The 18,809-nt window shown below is 65.1% G+C and carries 19 protein-coding genes; 7 read left to right on the top strand and 12 right to left on the bottom strand.

Features of this window, described 5'->3' with window-relative positions; all coding sequences use genetic code 11:
* Positions 1-50: 50 nt before the first annotated feature.
* The 6 genes from atpA to D7Y61_RS08340 form a co-directional block, all read right to left on the bottom strand.
* Positions 51-1,598, bottom strand: a complete 1,548-nt coding sequence (atpA, locus tag D7Y61_RS08365; RefSeq protein WP_108750368.1) for a F0F1 ATP synthase subunit alpha — start codon at positions 1,596-1,598, stop codon at positions 51-53.
* A 44-nt stretch (positions 1,599-1,642) separates the two neighbouring features.
* Positions 1,643-2,170: a F0F1 ATP synthase subunit delta gene (locus D7Y61_RS08360; protein WP_180865892.1), complete on the bottom strand. Its 528-nt coding sequence runs from the start codon at positions 2,168-2,170 to the stop codon at positions 1,643-1,645.
* A 2-nt stretch (positions 2,171-2,172) separates the two neighbouring features.
* On the bottom strand, positions 2,173-2,643 hold the full coding sequence (locus D7Y61_RS08355; RefSeq protein ID WP_005419512.1) for a F0F1 ATP synthase subunit B: 471 nt from the start codon (positions 2,641-2,643) through the stop codon (positions 2,173-2,175).
* Between the two features lie 106 nt (positions 2,644-2,749).
* Positions 2,750-3,055, bottom strand: coding sequence for a F0F1 ATP synthase subunit C (gene atpE, locus D7Y61_RS08350; RefSeq protein ID WP_005411133.1), 306 nt, complete (start codon positions 3,053-3,055; stop codon positions 2,750-2,752).
* A 73-nt stretch (positions 3,056-3,128) separates the two neighbouring features.
* A complete protein-coding gene (gene atpB / locus D7Y61_RS08345; protein ID WP_010481316.1) occupies positions 3,129-3,929 on the bottom strand; it encodes a F0F1 ATP synthase subunit A in 801 nt (266 codons plus the stop codon).
* A 31-nt stretch (positions 3,930-3,960) separates the two neighbouring features.
* On the bottom strand, positions 3,961-4,326 hold the full coding sequence (locus D7Y61_RS08340) for a hypothetical protein (protein WP_006394654.1): 366 nt from the start codon (positions 4,324-4,326) through the stop codon (positions 3,961-3,963).
* Between the two features lie 461 nt (positions 4,327-4,787).
* Between D7Y61_RS08340 and D7Y61_RS08335 the strand changes: the two genes are divergently transcribed.
* Positions 4,788-5,606, top strand: coding sequence for a hypothetical protein (locus tag D7Y61_RS08335; protein WP_049435856.1), 819 nt, complete (start codon positions 4,788-4,790; stop codon positions 5,604-5,606).
* Positions 5,607-5,686: 80 nt separating this feature from the next.
* Here D7Y61_RS08335 and D7Y61_RS08330 read toward each other — a convergent pair whose 3' ends face one another.
* On the bottom strand, positions 5,687-6,505 hold the full coding sequence (locus tag D7Y61_RS08330; protein WP_180865891.1) for a hypothetical protein: 819 nt from the start codon (positions 6,503-6,505) through the stop codon (positions 5,687-5,689).
* 88 nt (positions 6,506-6,593) lie between these two features.
* Between D7Y61_RS08330 and D7Y61_RS08325 the strand changes: the two genes are divergently transcribed.
* A complete protein-coding gene (locus D7Y61_RS08325; RefSeq protein ID WP_180865890.1) occupies positions 6,594-6,944 on the top strand; it encodes a hypothetical protein in 351 nt (116 codons plus the stop codon).
* Here D7Y61_RS08325 and lpdA read toward each other — a convergent pair.
* From lpdA to D7Y61_RS08310, 3 genes are all read right to left on the bottom strand, one after another.
* Positions 6,899-8,707 (bottom strand): dihydrolipoyl dehydrogenase, encoded by a 1,809-nt coding sequence (lpdA, locus tag D7Y61_RS08320; RefSeq protein ID WP_180865889.1) that lies wholly within the window; start codon positions 8,705-8,707, stop codon positions 6,899-6,901. The genes D7Y61_RS08325 and lpdA overlap by 46 nt on opposite strands.
* Before the next feature lie 107 nt (positions 8,708-8,814).
* A complete protein-coding gene (gene aceF / locus D7Y61_RS08315) occupies positions 8,815-10,527 on the bottom strand; it encodes a dihydrolipoyllysine-residue acetyltransferase (protein ID WP_180865888.1) in 1,713 nt (570 codons plus the stop codon).
* A 167-nt stretch (positions 10,528-10,694) separates the two neighbouring features.
* Complete coding sequence (locus D7Y61_RS08310; RefSeq protein ID WP_430543702.1) at positions 10,695-11,210, bottom strand: DNA-deoxyinosine glycosylase; 516 nt, start codon at positions 11,208-11,210, stop codon at positions 10,695-10,697.
* A 186-nt stretch (positions 11,211-11,396) separates the two neighbouring features.
* Here D7Y61_RS08310 and D7Y61_RS08305 point away from each other — a divergent pair, with 186 nt between their 5' ends.
* The 3 genes from D7Y61_RS08305 to glpK all read left to right on the top strand — a co-directional run bounded on the left by D7Y61_RS08305 (position 11,397) and on the right by glpK (position 15,180).
* A complete protein-coding gene (locus tag D7Y61_RS08305; protein WP_010481310.1) occupies positions 11,397-12,032 on the top strand; it encodes an OmpW/AlkL family protein in 636 nt (211 codons plus the stop codon).
* Between the two features lie 129 nt (positions 12,033-12,161).
* Positions 12,162-13,649: a glycerol-3-phosphate dehydrogenase gene (glpD, locus tag D7Y61_RS08300; protein WP_180865886.1), complete on the top strand. Its 1,488-nt coding sequence runs from the start codon at positions 12,162-12,164 to the stop codon at positions 13,647-13,649.
* A gap of 31 nt (positions 13,650-13,680) precedes the next feature.
* Positions 13,681-15,180, top strand: coding sequence for a glycerol kinase GlpK (gene glpK, locus D7Y61_RS08295; RefSeq protein WP_180865885.1), 1,500 nt, complete (start codon positions 13,681-13,683; stop codon positions 15,178-15,180).
* Between the two features lie 177 nt (positions 15,181-15,357).
* Here glpK and D7Y61_RS08290 read toward each other — a convergent pair whose 3' ends face one another.
* Positions 15,358-16,152: a MetQ/NlpA family ABC transporter substrate-binding protein gene (locus tag D7Y61_RS08290; RefSeq protein WP_180865884.1), complete on the bottom strand. Its 795-nt coding sequence runs from the start codon at positions 16,150-16,152 to the stop codon at positions 15,358-15,360.
* A gap of 26 nt (positions 16,153-16,178) precedes the next feature.
* On the bottom strand, positions 16,179-17,150 hold the full coding sequence (locus D7Y61_RS08285; RefSeq protein ID WP_046987544.1) for a helix-turn-helix transcriptional regulator: 972 nt from the start codon (positions 17,148-17,150) through the stop codon (positions 16,179-16,181).
* 81 nt (positions 17,151-17,231) lie between these two features.
* Here D7Y61_RS08285 and D7Y61_RS08280 point away from each other — a divergent pair, with 81 nt between their 5' ends.
* Both D7Y61_RS08280 and D7Y61_RS08275 read left to right on the top strand, forming a co-directional pair.
* Positions 17,232-17,834, top strand: a complete 603-nt coding sequence (locus tag D7Y61_RS08280) for a hypothetical protein (RefSeq protein ID WP_180865883.1) — start codon at positions 17,232-17,234, stop codon at positions 17,832-17,834.
* Between the two features lie 106 nt (positions 17,835-17,940).
* Positions 17,941-18,717 carry a DUF481 domain-containing protein gene (locus tag D7Y61_RS08275; RefSeq protein WP_180865882.1) on the top strand — a complete coding sequence of 259 codons (777 nt, stop codon included), beginning with the start codon at positions 17,941-17,943 and terminating at the stop codon, positions 18,715-18,717.
* Positions 18,718-18,809: the final 92 nt, after the last annotated feature.

The raw sequence follows: 18,809 nt of genomic DNA, 5'->3' as shown, positions 1-18,809 counted from the left end.
TTTGTCATCTGGTCCAGCGGAGCCATCGGCTCCGCTCTACAGGACCGCGATTACCAGCTGCCGGTGGTCTTGAACTCGGCGATGCCCTTCTTGAAGGCACCTTCGATGTCGTTGTCCCAACCGCCGGTGGCGTTGACCTTGCTGACCAGTTCGCCCTGGGTGTTGGCGAAGTGGGCGTGCAGGCCTTCTTCGAACGCCAGCAGCTTGTTGACCGGCACGTCGTCGAGATAACCCTCGTTGACGGCGTAGATCGACAGCGCCTGGTTGGCGATCGACATCGGCGCGTACTGCTTCTGCTTCATCAGCTCGGTGACGCGCTGGCCACGCTCCAGCTGCTTGCGGGTCGCTTCGTCCAGGTCCGAGGCGAACTGCGCGAACGCAGCCAGTTCACGGTACTGGGCCAGCGAGATACGGATGCCACCCGACAGCTTCTTGATGATCTTGGTCTGGGCCGAGCCACCGACGCGCGACACCGAGATACCGGCGTTCACGGCCGGGCGGATGCCGGCGTTGAACAGGTCGGTTTCCAGGAAGATCTGGCCGTCGGTGATCGAGATCACGTTGGTCGGAACAAAGGCGGACACGTCGCCGGCCTGGGTTTCGATGATCGGCAGCGCGGTCAGCGAACCGGTCTTGCCGGTGACCTTGCCTTCGGTGAACTTCTCGACGTACTCCTCGGACACGCGGGCTGCGCGCTCGAGCAGACGGGAGTGCAGGTAGAACACGTCACCCGGGTAGGCTTCACGGCCCGGCGGGCGCTTCAGCAGCAGCGAGATCTGGCGGTAGGCGACAGCCTGCTTGGACAGATCGTCGTACACGATCAGCGCGTCTTCGCCGCGATCCATGAAGTACTCACCCATGGTGCAGCCCGAGTAGGCGCTGATGTACTGCATGGCGGCCGATTCGGAAGCGGTGGCGGCGACCACGATGGTGTGGGCCAGCGCGCCGTTCTCTTCCAGCTTGCGCACGATGTTGGCGATGGTCGAAGCCTTCTGGCCGATCGCAACGTACACGCACTTGATGCCGGTGCCCTTCTGGTTGATCACCGCATCGATCGCCATCGCGGTCTTGCCGGTCTGGCGGTCACCGATGATCAGCTCGCGCTGGCCACGGCCGATCGGGATCATCGAGTCGACCGACTTGTAACCGGTCTGCACCGGCTGGTCGACCGACTTGCGCCAGATCACGCCCGGAGCAACGCGCTCCACCGGGGCGGTGACGTCGGTGCCCAGCGGGCCCTTGCCGTCGATCGGTTCGCCCAGGGCGTTCACCACGCGGCCCAGCAGTTCCGGACCGACCGGCACTTCCAGGATGCGGCCGGTGGTCTTGGCGACGTCGCCTTCGCGCAGATGCTCGTAGTCACCCAGGACCACGGCGCCGACCGAGTCGCGCTCCAGGTTCAGGGCCAGGGCGAAGGTGTTGTTCGGCAGTTCGATCATTTCGCCCTGCATCACGTCGGCCAGACCGAAGATGCGCACGATGCCGTCGGACACGCTGGTCACGGTGCCTTCGTTGCGCGATTCCGCGGCCAGCTTGACCTTCTCGATGCGGTTCTTGATCAGTTCGCTGATTTCGGAGGGGTTGAGCGTGGTTGCCATCGTCAAGTCCTAGTGCCGGCAGCGGGGCCGGACGTTAAATGAATTCAGTTAGCGAGCGCGGTCTGCAGACGGGCCAGCTTGCCCTTCAGCGAACCATCGATGACCACGTCGCCGGCATCGATCACGGCGCCGCCGATCAGCGAGGCATCGACCGCGGTGGTCACGTCGACCTCGCGGTTGAAGCGCTTGCGCAGCGCGACCTTGATCGCGTCCAGTTCACCGGCCGACAGTTCGGCGGCCGAAGTGACGGTGGCCTTGACCACGTGCTCGGCTTCGGCGCGCAGGGCGTCGAACATGCCGGCGATTTCCGGCAGCAGCGGCAGACGATGCGATTCGGCCAGGATGGCCAGGAAGCGCGAGTAGGTCTCGCCGTGGGACACCGGCGCCAGCAGGGCGACGGCGTCGTCACGACCCAGCTCCGGGTTGGCGAGCAGGGCCGCCACGCGCGGATCGGCGGCGACGTGGGCGGAGAACGCGAGGGCGTCCGACCACGGCGCGAACGCGCCTTCGTCGCGCGCGGTCGCGAACGCGGCGCGGGCGTACGGGCGGGCAAGCGTGAGGGCCTGGCTCATCCTTAGATCTCCGAGGCCAGCTCGTCGAGCAGCGCCTTGTGGGCGTTGGCGTCGATTTCGCGCTTGAGCAGCTTTTCGGCACCGGTCACGGCCAGCGCAGACACCTGCTTGCGCAGATCTTCACGGGCACGGTTGGCGGCGGCGTCGATTTCAGCCTGGGCCAGTTCCTTCTGACGGGTGGCTTCGGTGATCGCTTCGTTACGGGCAGCATCAACGATCTGGTTGGCACGTGCGTGGGCCTGATCGATGATCTCGTTGGCCTTGGTACGTGCTTCCTTCAGCGCTTCGTTGACCTTCTCCTGCGCCTGGGCCAGATCTTTCTGGCTGCGGTCGGCAGCAGCGAGGCCTTCAGCAATCTTCTGCTGGCGCTCTTCGATCGCGTTCATCAGCGGCGGCCAGATCTTGGTCGCGATGATCCAGATCAGACCAGCGAAGGCCAGCGCCTGCGCAAGAAGGGTGAAATTGATATTCATGGTTAGCTCGATCGCTGGTTTCGGGGTGGACGCGCCGCCGTAGCGGCGCATCCGGCCTTCATCCGAAACCGGGTGCATCAGCACCCGGTCGTCTCAAACCGCTGTATCAGCCGGCCAGAGCCTTGGTGACGGCGCCAGCGAAGGCAGCCGACAGCGGGTTGGCGAAGGCCAGCAGCAGGCCGACGGCGACCGAGATGATGAACGCGGCGTCGATCAGGCCGGCGGTGATGAACATGCGGACCTGCAGGACCGGGATCAGTTCCGGCTGGCGGGCGGCCGACTCCAGGAACTTACCAGCCATGATGGCCAGACCCAGACCGGCGCCCAGCGCGGCCAGGCCGATCATGATGCCGACGGCAAGGGCGGTGGAGCTCTGAATCTGCGCGAAGTTGGTCAGGACGGCGAAGTACATGGTTATCTCCAGGAACTTAAGTTGCTAAGGGTGATGAAACGGATGAAGGTTGAAACGCGTTGAAGCTTGAAACTCAGTGAGCGTCTTCCGACAGGCTCAGGTACACGATCGACAGCATCATGAAGATGAAGGCCTGCAGCGGGATCACCAGCAGGTGGAACAGCATCCAGCCGAGGCCGAACACACCACCGGCAATGGCACCGAAGAAACCGGCACCACCCAGCACCCAGATCAGCAGGAACACGATTTCGCCGCCGAACATGTTGCCGAACAGTCGCATCGCCAGCGAGATCGGCTTGCTCAGCCACTCGACGATGTTGAGGATCAGGTTGAACGGCATCATCCACTTGCCGAACGGCGCCGTCAGGAATTCCTTGATGAAGCCGCCCAGGCCCTTGGACTTGAGCGCGAAGAACAACATCAGGAAGAACACGCTGATGGCCATGCCCAGGGTGGCATTGACGTCAGCGGTCGGGACCGGCTTCCAGTAGTGCACGCCCACCCATTCCAGCGGCTTGGCGATGAAATCGGCCGGGATCATCTTCAGCAGATTCATCAACAGGATCCAGAAGAAGATCGTGATGGCGATCGGCGTGACCAGCTTGCTCTTGCCGTGGTAGGTGTCCTTGGCCTGGCGGTCGACGAACTCCAGGCAGATCTCGACGAAGGCCTGCCACTTGCCCGGCACGCCGGCGGTGGCCTTGCGGGTGCCCAGCCAGAACGCGACAACGATCACCAGGCCCATCAGGACAGCGGTGAGGAAGGTATCGACGTGGATATGCCAGAACATACCCTCACCCTTGCCGACCGGCGCGGTCAGGTTGTGCAGGTGATGCTGGATGTAGCTGGTAGGGGTTAGAGCCTCGCCCGCCATGTGTCCGGAACCTTCAGTTAATTGAATTCTGTCAACGCCTGGCCATCGCCAGGACCTGGAACATCAAGCCGACGGCGATACCGGCCAACAGCGCCAATGCAGGCAGCTTGAAGACCAGGAACCCCACCAGCAGGACGCCGAAAACCACCACCCACTTGGCCACGATCGCAATGATCAGGCGAGCCATCGCCGATCCTGCGGCCAGTGCCCCACCGCCCAGTGCCATCCGTGCCGCCACCCAGCCACCGGCCGAAATGGCCACACCGGACGCCAGCGCGCCGAGGGCATATTTCGGACCTACCAGCAGGAAGGCCAGGGCCAGGACAGCCACTGCGGCCAGCGGGTAGACCGCGGCGCGCAGCATCAGTCGCCGACCCGCATCAACGGAGTTCAGCACAGGACGTCCCGCGTGGTTGCAAGTGGAGGGCTGAGGCGACTACAGCAGGGGGGGGCCTCATCGAGCCGCCAAATTATAGCAATGGGACAATTTGCGAGACAACCGCTCCCTGTTCATCCCGGGAGGCCGCAAGTTGCGGTAACGGTTACATTTTTGCGTGCCACCCAGGGGACAATGACGTCCGTATGATGTTGCAGCGCAGTATTGAACTTTGGTCGCAGGCCGCGGAACTTTCGCCGAATGCGCCGGTCCGATCTTTCGACCTGCCTGCAGCAACCTCGTCGACGCTCCGCCCCGCAGGTCCCACGATGGCCCCGAAGCCCGGCTCCGGGGCCATCTTTTTGCATCGTCGCGACAGCGCTGAACCGTGCACACTTCGTGGACCATACGTTCACGGATGGTGGACGGGCCTGTCCGGCACAGTGGTCTTCATTCTGATGAACCACTGCAAGGACTCTTCGATGCGCCCCGTACCCACCCTGCTCGCCCTCTCCCTGCTCGCCGTCGGCGCTTCGTTCGCCACTGCCGCCCACGCCGCTGAAGGCGACGACCGCTTCGCCCTGCGCCTGGGTGCGATGAACATCGACTCGGACAACACCCTTCGCGGCAAGACCAACGTCGCCGGCCAGGACATCGGCTTCTCGGAGGACTTCAAGCTGGGTGGCAAGGAGTGGGAACCGCGCATCGACGGCATGTTCCGCATCAGCAACCGCCAGCGCCTCCTGTTCAACTACTTCAAGTACGACAAGGACCGCCGCGAGACCCTTGGCCAGGACATCTCCTTCGGTGACGTCAACGTGCCGTCCGGCAGCTTCGTCAAGGGCGAACTGAAGTACCAGGTCGCCAGCCTGGTCTATGACTACTCGGTGGTGGACACCGATACCTTCGACCTCGGCCTGCAGCTGGGTGCCGAGTACGCCAAGGTCAGCACCAAGGCCTACGCGGATCTGGGCACCGTCTACGAAGGCCAGTTCCTCAATGAGAAGACCGACGGCGTGGCGCCGGTGGTCGGTGCGCGCCTGAGCTTCACCCCGTCGGAAAAGTGGATGATCACGCTGCAGGGCCAGTACCTCAACACGCGCTGGGGCAGCTTCGATGACTACAAGGGCGACCTGAGCCGCGCCAACGCCATCGTGGATTACCGCTTCACGAAGAACTTCGGTGTGTTCGCTGGCTACGACTGGTTCAAGCTCGACGCGGACAAGAAGGGCAGCGATGGCACCATCGGCCTGAAGCAGGAATTCAAGGGCCCGGTGGCCGGCGTCAGCTTCGTGTTCTGATCCCACGCCCCTTCCACGGCACTCTCTCTCCTGGCGCGGCCTCCGGAACATCGGGGCCGCGCTTTTTGTTGCCCGTTCAGTCAGGCGCGATTTTCATCTCGAAGGATCCAGGCCAACGTTTCCAGGAAGAGATCCAGACTGAAGATCCCGCTCGCTATCGTGGAAAGCGCCACGGCACCTGATGCATCCTTGATCGTGATGCGCTCGCTCCACTGGTTGATATCGACCTGGGCCAGCGTTGCCGTTGGAATGCGGCGCCCACCCACGTCGATGTGGTTGCGGGTCAACAGGATGGACTGGGTTGTGACATCAAGGTATTTCCCCAGGATGCGCTTTTTCCAGACCTGTGCGCTGAAGACGTAGTTGAAGGTAACCACTGAGTTCGAGCTCAATGCCGTGATCATCACCGGGAGGCGTTCCCGCACGTGCAGCTGGCAGACCAGCTGCATGAATTCGAGATGCCGCCCAAGATGTTGGTTTGCCCAGTGGAAGGCGGTCGTTGGTGCGAGGCGGTAGGCGACATCGGTAAGAAACCCCGCCGCTCCCAGCTTGCCTGTACCAAACAGGTAGAGGTCCTGCATCTCAGCGAACGCGATATAGGTGCGCTTCCTGCCGACAACCTCTGTAATCCCGCGCTCATAGACTTCATACCGGGCCTTGCGCAGCGTTCCCTGCCATACCGTCAGACCCAGAACAGCCAGTCCACACACCACCGGTAGCGCAATGGCCTGCAGGATGATCTTTGAGTCATCGACCTGTACCTGGCTCTCCAGCACGAGCACGAATGCAGCTGCCAGAAAGAATATCCCTGCCAAGGCGTACATCAGTACAAGCGGCCACTTGCGGTATGTGAAGGTTTCGATCAGCTCCCCGGTCTGAGGAGATTGCAGCTGCGTCATGGTTGGGGTCGCGCCGGTTGGCCGATGATTGGGCGGGAGAAGATAGCTCCTGATTTCCGGCCACATCAAATACCGACTGTTCACCGCGATGACGTTCGCCGCTCCATCAAACCTGCACAGGCGATGCCGAGACGCGCTCGAGGCCGTTCACGCCATTCACCGCCGCAATTGGCCGCGCAATGCCCCTATCTGCGCATTGAGCGACACGGACTGGCTCCCGATGAAACTCACTCCCGCGCGCGCCGGGCGCGAGGAGCGCCACGGGTCGCATCAGGGCAAATACGACAGAATTGGCGTGATCAGGCGGCAACAAAAAACCCGGCTTTCGCCGGGTTTTTCGTGCCGCACGCAGTACCCGCCGGGCATGGTCCGGCGCTACCAGGCGCAGGCGCCTTATTTCTTCTTCGGCATGTACAGATCGGTGATCGTGCCGTCGTAGATTTCCGAGGCCATCGCCACCGACTCGCTCAGCGTCGGGTGGGCATGGATGGTGTGGCCGATGTCTTCGGCTTCGGCACCCATTTCGATGGCCAGGCCGATCTCGGCCAGCAGGTCACCGGCGTGCACGCCGACGATGGCACCACCGATGATGCGGTGGGTCTCTTCGTCGAAGATCAGCTTGGTGAAGCCCTCGGTACGACCGATGCCGATTGCGCGGCCGCTGGCGGCCCACGGGAACTTGGCCACGCCGACCTTCAAGCCCTTGGCCTTGGCTTCGGTCTCGGTCACGCCAACCCAGGCGATTTCCGGGTTGGTGTAGGCCACCGACGGAATCACGCGGGCGACCCATTCCTTCTTGTGGCCGGCAGCCACTTCGGCGGCCAGCTTGCCCTCATGCGTGGCCTTGTGGGCCAGCATCGGGTTGCCGACGATGTCGCCGATGGCAAAGATGTGCGGCACGTTGGTGCGCATCTGGCGGTCGACCGGGATGAAGCCACGGTCGGTGACCTGCACGCCGGCCTTCTCGGCATCGACCTTCTTACCGTTCGGCGAACGGCCCACGGCCACCAGCACGCGGTCGAAGGTACCCTGCGCCAGCGCAGGTGCCTGGCCTTCCTCGGCGGCGTCGAAGGTCACGGTGATGCCCTTGGCATCGGCGGTGACGCCCGAAGCCTTGGTCTTCAGGTGGACTTCGATGCCCTGCTTCTTCAGGCGGTCGGCCAGCGGCTTGACCAGGTCCTTGTCGGCGCCCGGCATCAGCTGGTCCATGAACTCGACCACGGTCACCTTGCTGCCCAGCGCACCGTACACGGTAGCCATTTCCAGGCCGATGATGCCGCCACCGACGACCAGCAGCGAGCCCGGCACTTCGGCCAGCTCCAGCGCGTCGGTGGAGTCCATCACGCGCTTGTCGTCCCACGGGAAGTTCGGCAGCTTCACCGCCTGCGAACCGGCGGCGATGATGCACTTCTGGAAGCGCAGCAGCTGGGTGCTGCCGTCAGCCGCGGTGATTTCCAGCTCGTTGGCGGAAACGAACTTGCCGACGCCCTGCACGCTGCGGACCTTGCGCTGCTTGGCCATGCCGGCCAGGCCCTTGGTCAGCTGGCTGACGACCTTTTCCTTGTACTGGCGCAGCTTGTCCAGGGTGATGGTCGGCTTGCCGAATTCGACGCCGAAATCACCGGCATGGGCCACTTCGTCGATCACCGCTGCGGCATGCAGCAGGGCCTTGGACGGAATGCAGCCCACGTTGAGGCAGACGCCGCCGAGGCTGGCGTAGCGCTCGACCAGCACGGTGTCCAGGCCGACGTCGGCAGCGCGGAAGGCGGCGGTATAGCCGCCCGGGCCCGAGCCCAACACGACCATTTCGCATTCGATGTCGGCCGGCTTGCCGCTGGACAACGCCGGCTTCGGCGCCGCCGGCTCAGCCGGGGCGCGGTGCGACGGGGTCACCGGCGGCTTGCTGGCCGGGGCGGCCGCAGCTGCGGCCGGCGCGGCGGCCTTGGCCGGGGCTTCGGCGGCGCCTTCGGCGTCCAGCACCACGACCACAGCGCCTTCGGACAGGGTGTCGCCCAACTTGACCTTGATTTCCTTGACCACACCGGCGGCCGAGGACGGCACTTCCAGGGTGGCCTTGTCCGACTCCAGGGTCACCAGACCCTGATCCTTCTTCACCGTGTCGCCGACGGCGACCAACACTTCGATCACCGGCACATCGCTGTAATCGCCGATGTCGGGAACCTTGACTTCAATCGTGGCCATGGTGGGTTTTCCTCGTGCCCGCGCGACGGTGCCGGCGGGCTGTCACTGCATCTGTTCACACGGCCGCGCCAGGGGCGGCGGCCGCACGGTGGGGGCGAAGCGGTGCCTTACAGCAGCACGCGGCGCATGTCGGCCAGTACCTGCGACAGGTACGTGGTGAAGCGTGCGGCCAGTGCGCCGTCGATGACGCGGTGGTCGTAGCTCAGCGACAGCGGCAGCATCAGCTTCGGTGCGAACTCCTTGCCGTTCCAGACCGGCTGGATGGACGACTTGGAGACGCCGAGGATGGCCACTTCCGGTGCATTGACGATCGGGGTGAACGCGGTGCCGCCGATGCCGCCCAGCGAGCTGATCGAGAAGCAACCACCACTCATGTCGGCCGGGCCGAGCTTGCCGTCGCGTGCCTTCTTGGCCAGTTCGCCGGTTTCCTGCGCGATCTGCACCACGCCCTTCTTGTCCACGTCGCGGATGACCGGCACGACCAGGCCGTTCGGCGTGTCGGCGGCAAAGCCGATGTGGAAGTACTTCTTCAGGGTCAGGTTTTCACCGCTGGCATCAAGCGAGGCGTTGAATTCCGGGAACTTCTTCAGCGCCGCGGCGCTGGCCTTGATCAGGAAGGCGAGCATGGTCAGCTTGATGCCGGCCTTCTCGTTTTCCTTGTTCAGCGCCACGCGCAGGCCTTCCAGATCGGTGATGTCGGCCTGTTCGAACTGGGTGACGTGCGGGATCATGGCCCAGTTGCGGGCCAGGTTCGCACCCGAGATCTTCTTGATGCGCGACAGCGGCTGGACTTCGGTCTCGCCGAACTTGCTGAAGTCGACCTTCGGCCACGGCAGCAGGTTCAGGCCACCGCCAGCAGCAACGGCACCGCCGGCAGCCGGGACGCCACCGCTGAGCGCGGCCTTGACGAACTTCTGCACGTCACCCTTGGTGATGCGGCCACCCTTCTCGGTGCCGTTGATCTGCAGCAGGTCCACGCCCAGCTCGCGGGCGAACACACGCACCGCCGGGGTGGCATACGGCACCTTGGCCGGCAGCACGCCTTCGGCGTTGAACTGCACCGGCGGGCTGCTCGGAGTACCGGCCGAGGCAATCTCGCGGGCCGCCAGCTTGTCCGGCTGCGCGGGAACAGCGACCGGCTCGACCTTGGTGGCGGTCTCGGCGGCAGCCGGAGCGGCCGCAGCGGCAGCCTTGGTCGGCGCCGGCGCGGCGGCGCCCTCGGCTTCGATGATGGCGACCACATTGCCCTGCGACAGATTGTCGCCGACCTTGACCTTGATCTCCTTGACCACGCCGGCCACCGACGACGGCACTTCCATGGTGGCCTTGTCGCTTTCCAGCGTGACCAGGCCCTGGTCCTTCTTGACCGTATCGCCGACGGCGACCAGCACTTCGATGACCGGAATGCCGGAGTAGTCGCCGATATCCGGCACCAGCGCTTCAACCGCACCACCGCTGGCAACCGGAGCGGCAGGCGCAGCTGCGGCCTGGGCCGGCGCGCTCTGGGTTGCGGCCGCCGGGGCAGCAGCCTTGGCCGGGGCCGGCGCAGCGGCCGACTTGGCGGCTTCGGCCTCACCTTCGGCCACTTCGATCAGGGCCACGACCTTGCCTTCGGACAGGCTGTCGCCGACCTTGACCTTGAGTTCCTTGACCACGCCCGCCACCGAGGACGGTACTTCCATGGTGGCCTTGTCGCTTTCCAGCGTCACCAGCCCCTGGTCCTTCTTGACCGTGTCGCCGACGGCGACAAGCACCTCGATTACCGGGATATCGCTGTAGTCACCGATATCGGGGACAAGTGCTTCCTTGATTTCGGCCATGGGGATAACTCCGGCAATCTGGTGTAGGGAAACGTCTATTGTGCGGCCAGCGGGGGCCAGCGCCAACCGTTACAGGTGTTTTCAGTACGCACGCAGCCGGGACAGGCTGTTGCCCATGGGGTGCGGCCGCGACCAGTCGGTAGCGTATTGTCCGGACGATGTCCGCTTCATGTCGCCAGTGCGTCGGCCACCGGCTGCCAGGCCACACGCAGGCGCGGCAGCGACCAGGCCGCATTGGCCGGACTGGTGGACGGCAGTGGCAGCAGCCTTGGCGGGGTCTCCAGGCAGGGCAGCACCCAGCGCTGGAATGCCTTCAGCGCTGCGGCACCGTTGCAGCCGATCAGCTCCAGCTCAGGAAGCGAAGCGATCAATGCCGGCAGCGCATTGGGTACTTCCGTGCCACGCACGATGTCGGCATCCAGGCTGCCACGCCGCTCGCACTGGCCGATCACATCCCATAGGCCGACACCTGCCGCCCGTAGTGCCTGCAGTCGCTGCGCATAGGGAAGACCCGCGTCGAAGCCACAGATATCGGCCAGTAGCGGCCAGAAGCGATTGCGCGGATGCGCGTAGTAGCGCTGCTCCTGCAATGACGCAACGCCGGGCATCGAACCCAACAGCAAGACCCGGCACTCCATGTTCACCTGCGCTTGCAGGCCGATGCACAACGTTGCTTCGCTCACATCTTCTCCAACTGAATGAATGTCTCCGAGGGCCGGAAAGCCCATGAAAACAGGCTTTTCGCTCTAGTCGCTGAACAAGGAAAACTATTTTTTAACGTGCGTCGGATTCGATTCATGTTGGGGCGACTACGGTGTGCTCGCCCCGCAACCGGGGGCCCAAAACAAGAAACATTAGGAGATACCCCCATGCGCTCCATCCGTATCCTGAGTCTCGCCCTGCTGACCTCCGCCGCCTTCGCGCCGGCCGCTTTCGCCCAGGACAGCAGCAGCACCGACACCGCTTCGGGCAAGCATTTTGCCGTTGTTGGCGGCATCTCGCTGCTGGAACCGAAGAACGACCCGATCACCGGCGTGAAGAAGACCGATGGTGGCCCGGCGCCGACCGTCAGCTTCAGCTACTACATCAACGACAACTGGGCCGTTGAGCTGTGGGGCGCTGCCGACAAGTTCGACAACAAGTTCAAGGGCCCGGACAACGCCCGCCTGGGCTCGGTCGAGCAGCAGCCGATCGCGCTGAGCGGCCAGTACCACTTCGGCCAGGCTGACAACGTGTTCCGTCCGTTCGTGGGCGTGGGCTACTACCAGTCGAGCTTCAGCAACGAGAAGCTGGGCAACGGCGCCGACACCGACATCCGCTTCAAGGATGCCAAGGGCGTGATCGGTACCGTCGGCGTGGACATGAACATCAACTCCACCTGGTTCGCCCGTGCTGACGCCCGCTACATGCGTTCGCGTCCGGACGTGAAGGTTGGCGGCGAGAAGATCGGCGAAGCCAAGATGGATCCGTGGACCGTCGGCTTCGGCATCGGTGCCCGCTTCTGATCCAGCTGTACCTGCTTCAATGATGTAACGCGACGGGCCCTGCGGGGCCCGTCGTCGTTTCCGTCACCTGCTGTCTGTAGAGTCGACTGTCAGTCGACTCTACGCACACACACAGGACACGGAGGCGCGATGGACGAGGTCGACCTGCTGGTGATCGGTGGCGGCATCAACGGTGCCGGCATCGCCCGTGATGCGGCCGGCCGTGGCCTGCGCGTGACGCTTTGCGAGCAGCACGACCTGGCCGCGCATACCTCCAGTGCCAGCAGCAAACTGATCCACGGCGGCCTGCGCTACCTGGAACAGGGCGAGCTCGGCCTGGTGCGCAAGGCGCTGGGTGAGCGCGAGGTGGTGCGCCGCCAGGCCCCCTATCTGGTCCATCCACTGCGCTTCGTGCTGCCGTGGGAACCGCACCTGCGACCGCGCTGGATGCTGCGCGCGGGACTGTGGCTGTACGACCACCTGGGCCGGCTCAGTCCAGCATTTCCCGCCTCGAGCGCCCTGGACCTTCAGCGTGATCCGCTCGGCCTCTGGCTCTCCCCGGACCTGCGGCAGGCCTTCAGCTACGCCGACGCGCAGGTCGATGACGCGCGCCTGGTGCTGCTCAACGCCCTGGACGCTGCCCAGCGTAGCGCGCAGGTACATGTGCATAGCCGCTGCATTGAGCTGAACCCTGTGCAGGGCCGTTGGCAGGCCACGTTGGAATCTGCCGATGGTCAGCAGTATGTGACCGCGCGTGCCGTGGTCAATGCCGCGGGCCCCTGGGCCGGCGGCCTGCTGGAGCGGATGCAGGCGCGCAGCGGTGGCCCTGCGCTGCGCCTGGTGCAGGGCAGCCACATCGTGCTGCGCCGTCCCTGGCCCGCTGACAGCGCCTGCCTGCTGCAACAACCCGACGGCCGTGTTGTGTTCCTGCTGCCGTTCGCCCACGACCATCTGCTGGTCGGCACCACTGATACCGACTACCGCGGCGACCCGGCCCGGTGCAGCGTACTGCCGTCCGAAGTGGCCTACCTGTGCGAGGCCGCCAATCGCTACCTGCGCGAGCCCATCACTGCGGACGATGTGGTCTGGCATTTCGCCGGTGTGCGCCCATTGCTGGCCGATCCGGACCCGCGCGCGGCCAAGCTGAGCCGCGATTACCGCCTGCAGCTGCAGACCGAGCCGGCCCCGGCACTGCATGTGCTGGGCGGCAAACTCACCACCTATCGGGTGCTGGCCGAAGAGGCCCTGGAACTGCTGCGCCCTGCCCTGCCGAATATGGGACCGGCCTGGACTGCAACAGGTGCGCCGCTGCCGGGCAGCGACTGGGGCGACGCTGCGCAGGCAGGCGTACGCCTGCGGGCACTGGCACCGTGGCTGCCTGCAGATATCGCGCGACGCTGGGCGGGCGCCTACGGCAGCCGCAGCGAGGCCCTGCTGCAGGATGCCGTGGGCATGGCCGATCTTGGCGAAGATTTCGGTGCTGGACTGCATGCACGCGAGGTGGCCTTCCTGCGCGACCGTGAGTGGGTGCGTACCGCCGAGGATGTGCTGTGGCGGCGCAGCAAGCTGGGCCTGCGGCTGGATGCTGCGCAGGTCGCGCGGCTGCAGGCGTGGATGGCGCTACAGAGAGAAAGGTAAGTTACCCTGCCCGTACTACCGGAGACGCTGCATGACGCCCCGCTACGTGCTGGCCATTGACCAGGGCACTACCAGTTCGCGCGCGATCCTGTTCGACCGCGCCGGCGACATTGTCGGCAGTGCGCAGCGCGAATTTGCACAGATGTTCCCGAAACCGGGCTGGGTCGAGCATGACCCGCGCGAGATTCTGACCAGCGTCTATGCCACGCTGACCGAACTGCTCAGCCGTGAACAGATCGACCCACGGCATATCGCCGCGCTGGGCATCACCAACCAGCGCGAAACCACCGTGGTCTGGGACCGCGCCAGCGGCCAGCCGATCCACAACGCCATCGTCTGGCAGTCGCGGCAGAGCCACGCGATCTGCGAGCGACTGAAGTCCGAAGGGCATGAGGCACTGATCCGCGAGCGTACCGGCCTGCTGATCGACGCCTATTTCTCCGCGACCAAGGTGCGCTGGATCCTCGATCACGTGGAAGGCGCCCAGCAGCGCGCCGAGCGTGGCGAACTGCTGTTCGGCACCATCGACAGCTGGCTGGTGTGGAACCTCAGTGGCGGCCAGGCGCATGTGACCGACTACAGCAACGCCGCGCGCACCCTGCTGTTCAACATACACACGCTGGACTGGGACGACGACCTGCTGGCGTTGCTGGACATCCCGCGCGCGATGCTGCCGCAGGTGCGCGATTCCAGCGCCGTATACGCGCATACACGGCCACAGTTCTTCTTCGATCACCCGATCCCGATCGCCGGCATCGCCGGAGACCAGCAGGCGGCGCTGTTCGGCCAGGCCTGCTTCCAGCCGGGCATGGTCAAGAACACCTATGGCACCGGCTGCTTCATGCTGATGCACACCGGCACGCAGGCGGTGCGTTCGCGCAACGGACTGCTGACCACCATCGCCTGGGGCCTGGACGGGCGCGTGGAATATGCACTCGAAGGTTCAATCTTCATCGCCGGCTCGGTGGTGCAGTGGCTGCGCGACGGCCTGCGGATGATCGAACGCGCCAGCGACAGCCAGGCACTGGCCGCGCAGGTGCCCGACAGCGGCGGTGCCTACCTGGTGCCGGCGTTTGTCGGCCTGGGCGCGCCCTATTGGCGCAGTGATGTGCGCGGCGCGATGTTCGGCCTGACCCGGGGCACGCGCAAGGCGCACTTCGTGCGCGCGGCGCTGGAAGCGATGGCCTACCAGACCCGCGACGTGCTCGATGCGATGCAGTCCGATGCCGGTATCGCGCTGACCGAACTGCGCGCAGATGGCGGTGCGATCGGCAACGACTTCCTGGCCGGCTTCCAGGCCGACATCCTCGGCGTTCCGCTGCTGCGGCCGCGGTTGACCGAGACCACTGCGCTGGGCGCGGCCTACCTGGCTGGTCTGGCGGTGAGGTTCTGGTCCAGCCGCGAGCAGATCGCCGCGCAGTGGGGTCTGGACCGGCGCTTCGAGCCACAGATGGAGGTGGCCCGGCGCGAAAAGCTGTATGCCGGATGGCAGCAGGCCGTTGCCGCCACCCTCGCCTTCCACGTCGATTGAAACCGCGCCACCCCGTCCTGCTGCGGCACCTGGGTTGACTCTGTAGAGCCGAGCCATGCTCGGCTGCCGTTGGTGGAACGTCGAAAACAGCAGAGCCGAGCGTGGGCTCGGCTCTACAGGGAAGGCAGTGTCGACCAAGGTCGACACCCACCATTCAGATCAACAGATCAGCCGCGATCAGAACGCCGGCAGCACCGCGCCCTTGTACTTGGTCTCGATGAAGGTCTTCACCTGCGGGCTGGTCAACGCCTTGGCCAGCTTCTGCACGCGGGCGTCGTCCTTGTTGTCCGGGCGCGCGACAAGGAAGTTCACGTACGGCGAATCCTTGCTTTCGATCGCCAGTGCGTCCTGGGTCGGGTTGAGGCCGGCATCCAGCGCGTAGTTGGTGTTGATCAAGGCCAGGTCGACCTGGTCCAGCACGCGCGGCAGCATGGCAGAGTCCAGCTCGCGGAACTTCAGGTTCTTCGGGTTGGCGATGATGTCGCGCTGGGTCGACAGCGCGTTGGTCGGGTCCTTCAGCGCGATCACGCCGGCCTTGTGCAGCAGGATCAGCGCGCGGCTGTTGTTGCTCGGGTCGTTCGGGATCACCACGTCGGCGCCTTCGCGCAGCTCGGCCAGCGACTTGATCTTGCGCGAGTACGCACCGAACGGTTCGATGTGCACGCCGATCACCTTCACCAGGTCGGTCTTACGGTCGCGGTTGTAGGCATCCAGGTACGGCTCGGTCTGGAAGTAATTCGCATCCACCTGCTTCTGCACCAGCTGATCGTTGGGCTGCACGTAGTCGTTGAACACGCGCACCTCCAGATCCACGCCTTCCTGCTTGAGGATCGGCTTGACCACCTCGAGGATCTCTGCGTGCGGCACGGCCGTGGCGGCCACCACCAGCTTCTGCGAGGGCTCGCCGGACTTGCCGCAGGCGGTCAGGGCCAACGCAGCGGCGAGCAGGGGCAGCAACAGGGTCTTTTTCATGGGCGGAAGGGTTCTCGGGGGGAGTGTCAGGAGTTGTCGTAGTTGCTCAGGGCGAGCTCGAGCAGCGCCTTGGCCTGCTCGCGCAGCATCACCGGTTCGACGATCTCGGCGTCCGAGCCGTAGTGCAGCACGTCCATCAGCAGCTCTCGCGAGACGCTGTACGGCACCTTCAGTTCATAACGGCCATCGGCCAGGAAGCGGCCCTGCTGCTTGGAATGCCAGTGCTCGTCGGCCACCCAGCGTGCAGCCTTGGCGCTGAACAGAATGGTCGCCCAGCCTTTCGGCGCGCCGGAGAAGATGCCGTAGCTGGCGCCCAGCTGCTCGTCCAGCTCACTGTCGGCCACGTCGCGGGCGGTGCTGTCGACCACCCGCGCCTTGTGGATGCGGTCCACTGCAAAGCTGCGCAGTGCCTCGCGATCGTGGTCCCAGGCGTCCAGGTACCAGTTGTCGCGGTAGTGGGTCAGGCGCTGCGGCGAGACGGTGCGCTTGGTCGGCTCGTCGGTGGAACGGGCCCGGTACTCGAATGCCAACTGGCGGCGCTCCAGCACCGCCGAGGCCACGCTGCGGAAACTGCCTTCATCGAACTTGCGGCCGCGGTGCGGAATCACCCGCACGCGGTCAACCGGCCAGTTGGAAACACCGGCCTGGGCTGCCAACAGGCTCTCGATACGCTGCTGCAGCGGCGCCAGTACCGAGGACAGCACGCCGCCGCCGGTTCGCGCCAGCAGGTGCTGCGAGGCCAGCAGGGCATGCAGCTCCTCCGAGCTCAGCCACAGGCCGGGCAGCTCGAAGCGGTCGCTTTCGTCGGCCTGGTAGCGGAAGCCGGCCTCGCCGTCGCCCTCGATCGGTGCCATCAGCGCATCGCGCAGGAAGGCCAGGTCGCGGTAGACGGTGGCACGGGAACAACCGAGCTTGTCCTGCAGGGTCGCCACCGTCACCGGATAGCGCGCGGACTTGAGCAGACGATGCAGGGCGGTGATGCGTTCGTATCGGTCCATACCCCCGATTATGTCCGAGTCGCGGGTCTTGTGTGGGACGTTTGGGCTATCGTGGTCGCCCCCACCCCCATGGAACGCCCGATGCGCCGGTTGCCCGCCCTGTCCCTGCTGGCCTGCCTGCTGCTGGCTGCCTGCGATCGCGCACCGGCGCCGGCCAGCACCGAAGCCCCCGTACCCGCAGCCGATCCGGCACAGGCGGTGCTGGGCGCCAGCCAGCGCTTTGCTGCCCTGCACAGCTTCCACGCCGAACTGGAGGTGCTGGGTGCACCGCAACCGGTACGCAGTGCCATGGACTTCGTCGCTCCGGACCGCTTCCGGGTTCTGACCCCGGCCGGGGCGCAGACGATCATTGGCGACACCATGTTCCTGCAGGGCGACGGTGCAGTCCGCCAGGTACCAACCCCGCCGGGCCTGCTCGAGCAGTGGCGCAACCCGCTGCCGGTCGACGCCCTGCCCGCCGACCTGCAGGCCGAAGACCTCGGCAGCCAGGCACTGGACGGGATCGAAACCCGGCATTACCGCCTGCGCGGTGCGCAGGCCGGCGAACGCCTGGAGTACTGGTTGGACGCCCAGGGCCTGCCGCGGCAGATCGTGCGCAGCGGCAGCAGCAATGGCCGCAGTTTCCAGCTGCGGCTGCGCTATTCACGCTTCAACGACCCTGCATTGCGCATCGATCTGCCCTGAATGGGCGATCCCGACAACGTTCGCTGAAGCGCGCATTGGATCGATTCGGACCGCCATCACGCTTCCAGTATCATCACCGGCTGTCAACCGCTTCGGAGAAGCCTCGATGTCCCTGCGCGTGTCCCTGCTGATCCCCCTGCTGCTATGCGCGCCGCTGGCGTATGCACAGGACGCTTCCGAACTGGCGGCGATGTCCTCGCCGTGGAGCGGCAGCGGCGGCGAACTCGGCTTCGCCTCGGCACGCGGCAACAGCAGCACCGAGAGCTTCAACGGTCGCCTGCGCCTGCGCTACACCGATGGCGACTGGGTGCACAGCATGGATCTGGCCGGTCTGCGCTCCAGCTCCAAGGTGATCGAGACCCGCGACGATGGCTCCACCAGCCGCCGCAACAACACCACCGCCAACCGCTACACCGGCAGTGCCGGCAGCGCGCTGCAGCTGGGTGAGCACCGCCAGCTGACCGCCACCGTGCGTACCGAGCGCGACGACTTCGCCACCTACGACCGCCAGAGCTCGTTCGGCCTGGGTTATGGCACCCGCCTGTGGAACACCGAGCGCTTCTCCTTCGACGCGCAGATCGGCCCCGGTGTGCGCCGCACCCACAGCACCGAGGACGACCGCACCCGCACCGGCATGATCGGCCGAGGGCTGTTCGACCTGAAGTACTCGCTGACCGACAACACCGATCTGATCAACACCCTGCTGGTCGAATCCGGCTCATACAACACCTTCGGCCAGAACGATTTCGGCGTCTCGGTGAGCATGAACGAGCACCTGGCGCTGAAGGCCGGCTGGCAGGCGCGTTACAACAGCGACGTGGCCGAAGACAAGCGCAAGACCGATACGTTGACCACGATGAACGTGGTCTACAAGTTCAAGTAATCAGAACGGGCGCCAAGGCGCCCGTTCTGCTTTCGGTAGTGCCGGCCGCTGGCCGGCAACTGCATTCAACTGGGAACGCAAGGTTGCCGGCC

It is taken from the genome of Stenotrophomonas maltophilia (assembly GCF_013464485.1).
Classification (GTDB): Bacteria; Pseudomonadota; Gammaproteobacteria; order Xanthomonadales; family Xanthomonadaceae; genus Stenotrophomonas; species Stenotrophomonas maltophilia_AW.
Note: the sequence above shows the minus strand (reverse complement) of the source record. Positions and strands in the feature narration are given on the sequence as shown.

Excerpts from the sequence above, each read along its gene's own strand:
- D7Y61_RS08325 (WP_180865890.1), top strand. The coding sequence starts at position 6,594 with ATGACGTTCGCCGCTCCATCAAACCTGCACAGGCGATGCCGAGACGCG.
- glpD (WP_180865886.1), top strand. The coding sequence starts at position 12,162 with ATGGACGAGGTCGACCTGCTGGTGATCGGTGGCGGCATCAACGGTGCC.
- D7Y61_RS08275 (WP_180865882.1), top strand. The coding sequence starts at position 17,941 with ATGTCCCTGCGCGTGTCCCTGCTGATCCCCCTGCTGCTATGCGCGCCG.
- lpdA (WP_180865889.1), bottom strand. The coding sequence starts at position 8,707 with ATGGCCACGATTGAAGTCAAGGTTCCCGACATCGGCGATTACAGCGAT.
- glpK (WP_180865885.1), top strand. The coding sequence starts at position 13,681 with ATGACGCCCCGCTACGTGCTGGCCATTGACCAGGGCACTACCAGTTCG.
- atpE (WP_005411133.1), bottom strand. The coding sequence starts at position 3,055 with ATGTACTTCGCCGTCCTGACCAACTTCGCGCAGATTCAGAGCTCCACC.
- aceF (WP_180865888.1), bottom strand. The coding sequence starts at position 10,527 with ATGGCCGAAATCAAGGAAGCACTTGTCCCCGATATCGGTGACTACAGC.
- D7Y61_RS08355 (WP_005419512.1), bottom strand. The coding sequence starts at position 2,643 with ATGAATATCAATTTCACCCTTCTTGCGCAGGCGCTGGCCTTCGCTGGT.
- atpA (WP_108750368.1), bottom strand. The coding sequence starts at position 1,598 with ATGGCAACCACGCTCAACCCCTCCGAAATCAGCGAACTGATCAAGAAC.
- D7Y61_RS08280 (WP_180865883.1), top strand. The coding sequence starts at position 17,232 with ATGCGCCGGTTGCCCGCCCTGTCCCTGCTGGCCTGCCTGCTGCTGGCT.
- D7Y61_RS08360 (WP_180865892.1), bottom strand. The coding sequence starts at position 2,170 with ATGAGCCAGGCCCTCACGCTTGCCCGCCCGTACGCCCGCGCCGCGTTC.
- D7Y61_RS08285 (WP_046987544.1), bottom strand. The coding sequence starts at position 17,150 with ATGGACCGATACGAACGCATCACCGCCCTGCATCGTCTGCTCAAGTCC.
- atpB (WP_010481316.1), bottom strand. The coding sequence starts at position 3,929 with ATGGCGGGCGAGGCTCTAACCCCTACCAGCTACATCCAGCATCACCTG.
- D7Y61_RS08330 (WP_180865891.1), bottom strand. The coding sequence starts at position 6,505 with ATGACGCAGCTGCAATCTCCTCAGACCGGGGAGCTGATCGAAACCTTC.
- D7Y61_RS08335 (WP_049435856.1), top strand. The coding sequence starts at position 4,788 with ATGCGCCCCGTACCCACCCTGCTCGCCCTCTCCCTGCTCGCCGTCGGC.
- D7Y61_RS08290 (WP_180865884.1), bottom strand. The coding sequence starts at position 16,152 with ATGAAAAAGACCCTGTTGCTGCCCCTGCTCGCCGCTGCGTTGGCCCTG.
- D7Y61_RS08305 (WP_010481310.1), top strand. The coding sequence starts at position 11,397 with ATGCGCTCCATCCGTATCCTGAGTCTCGCCCTGCTGACCTCCGCCGCC.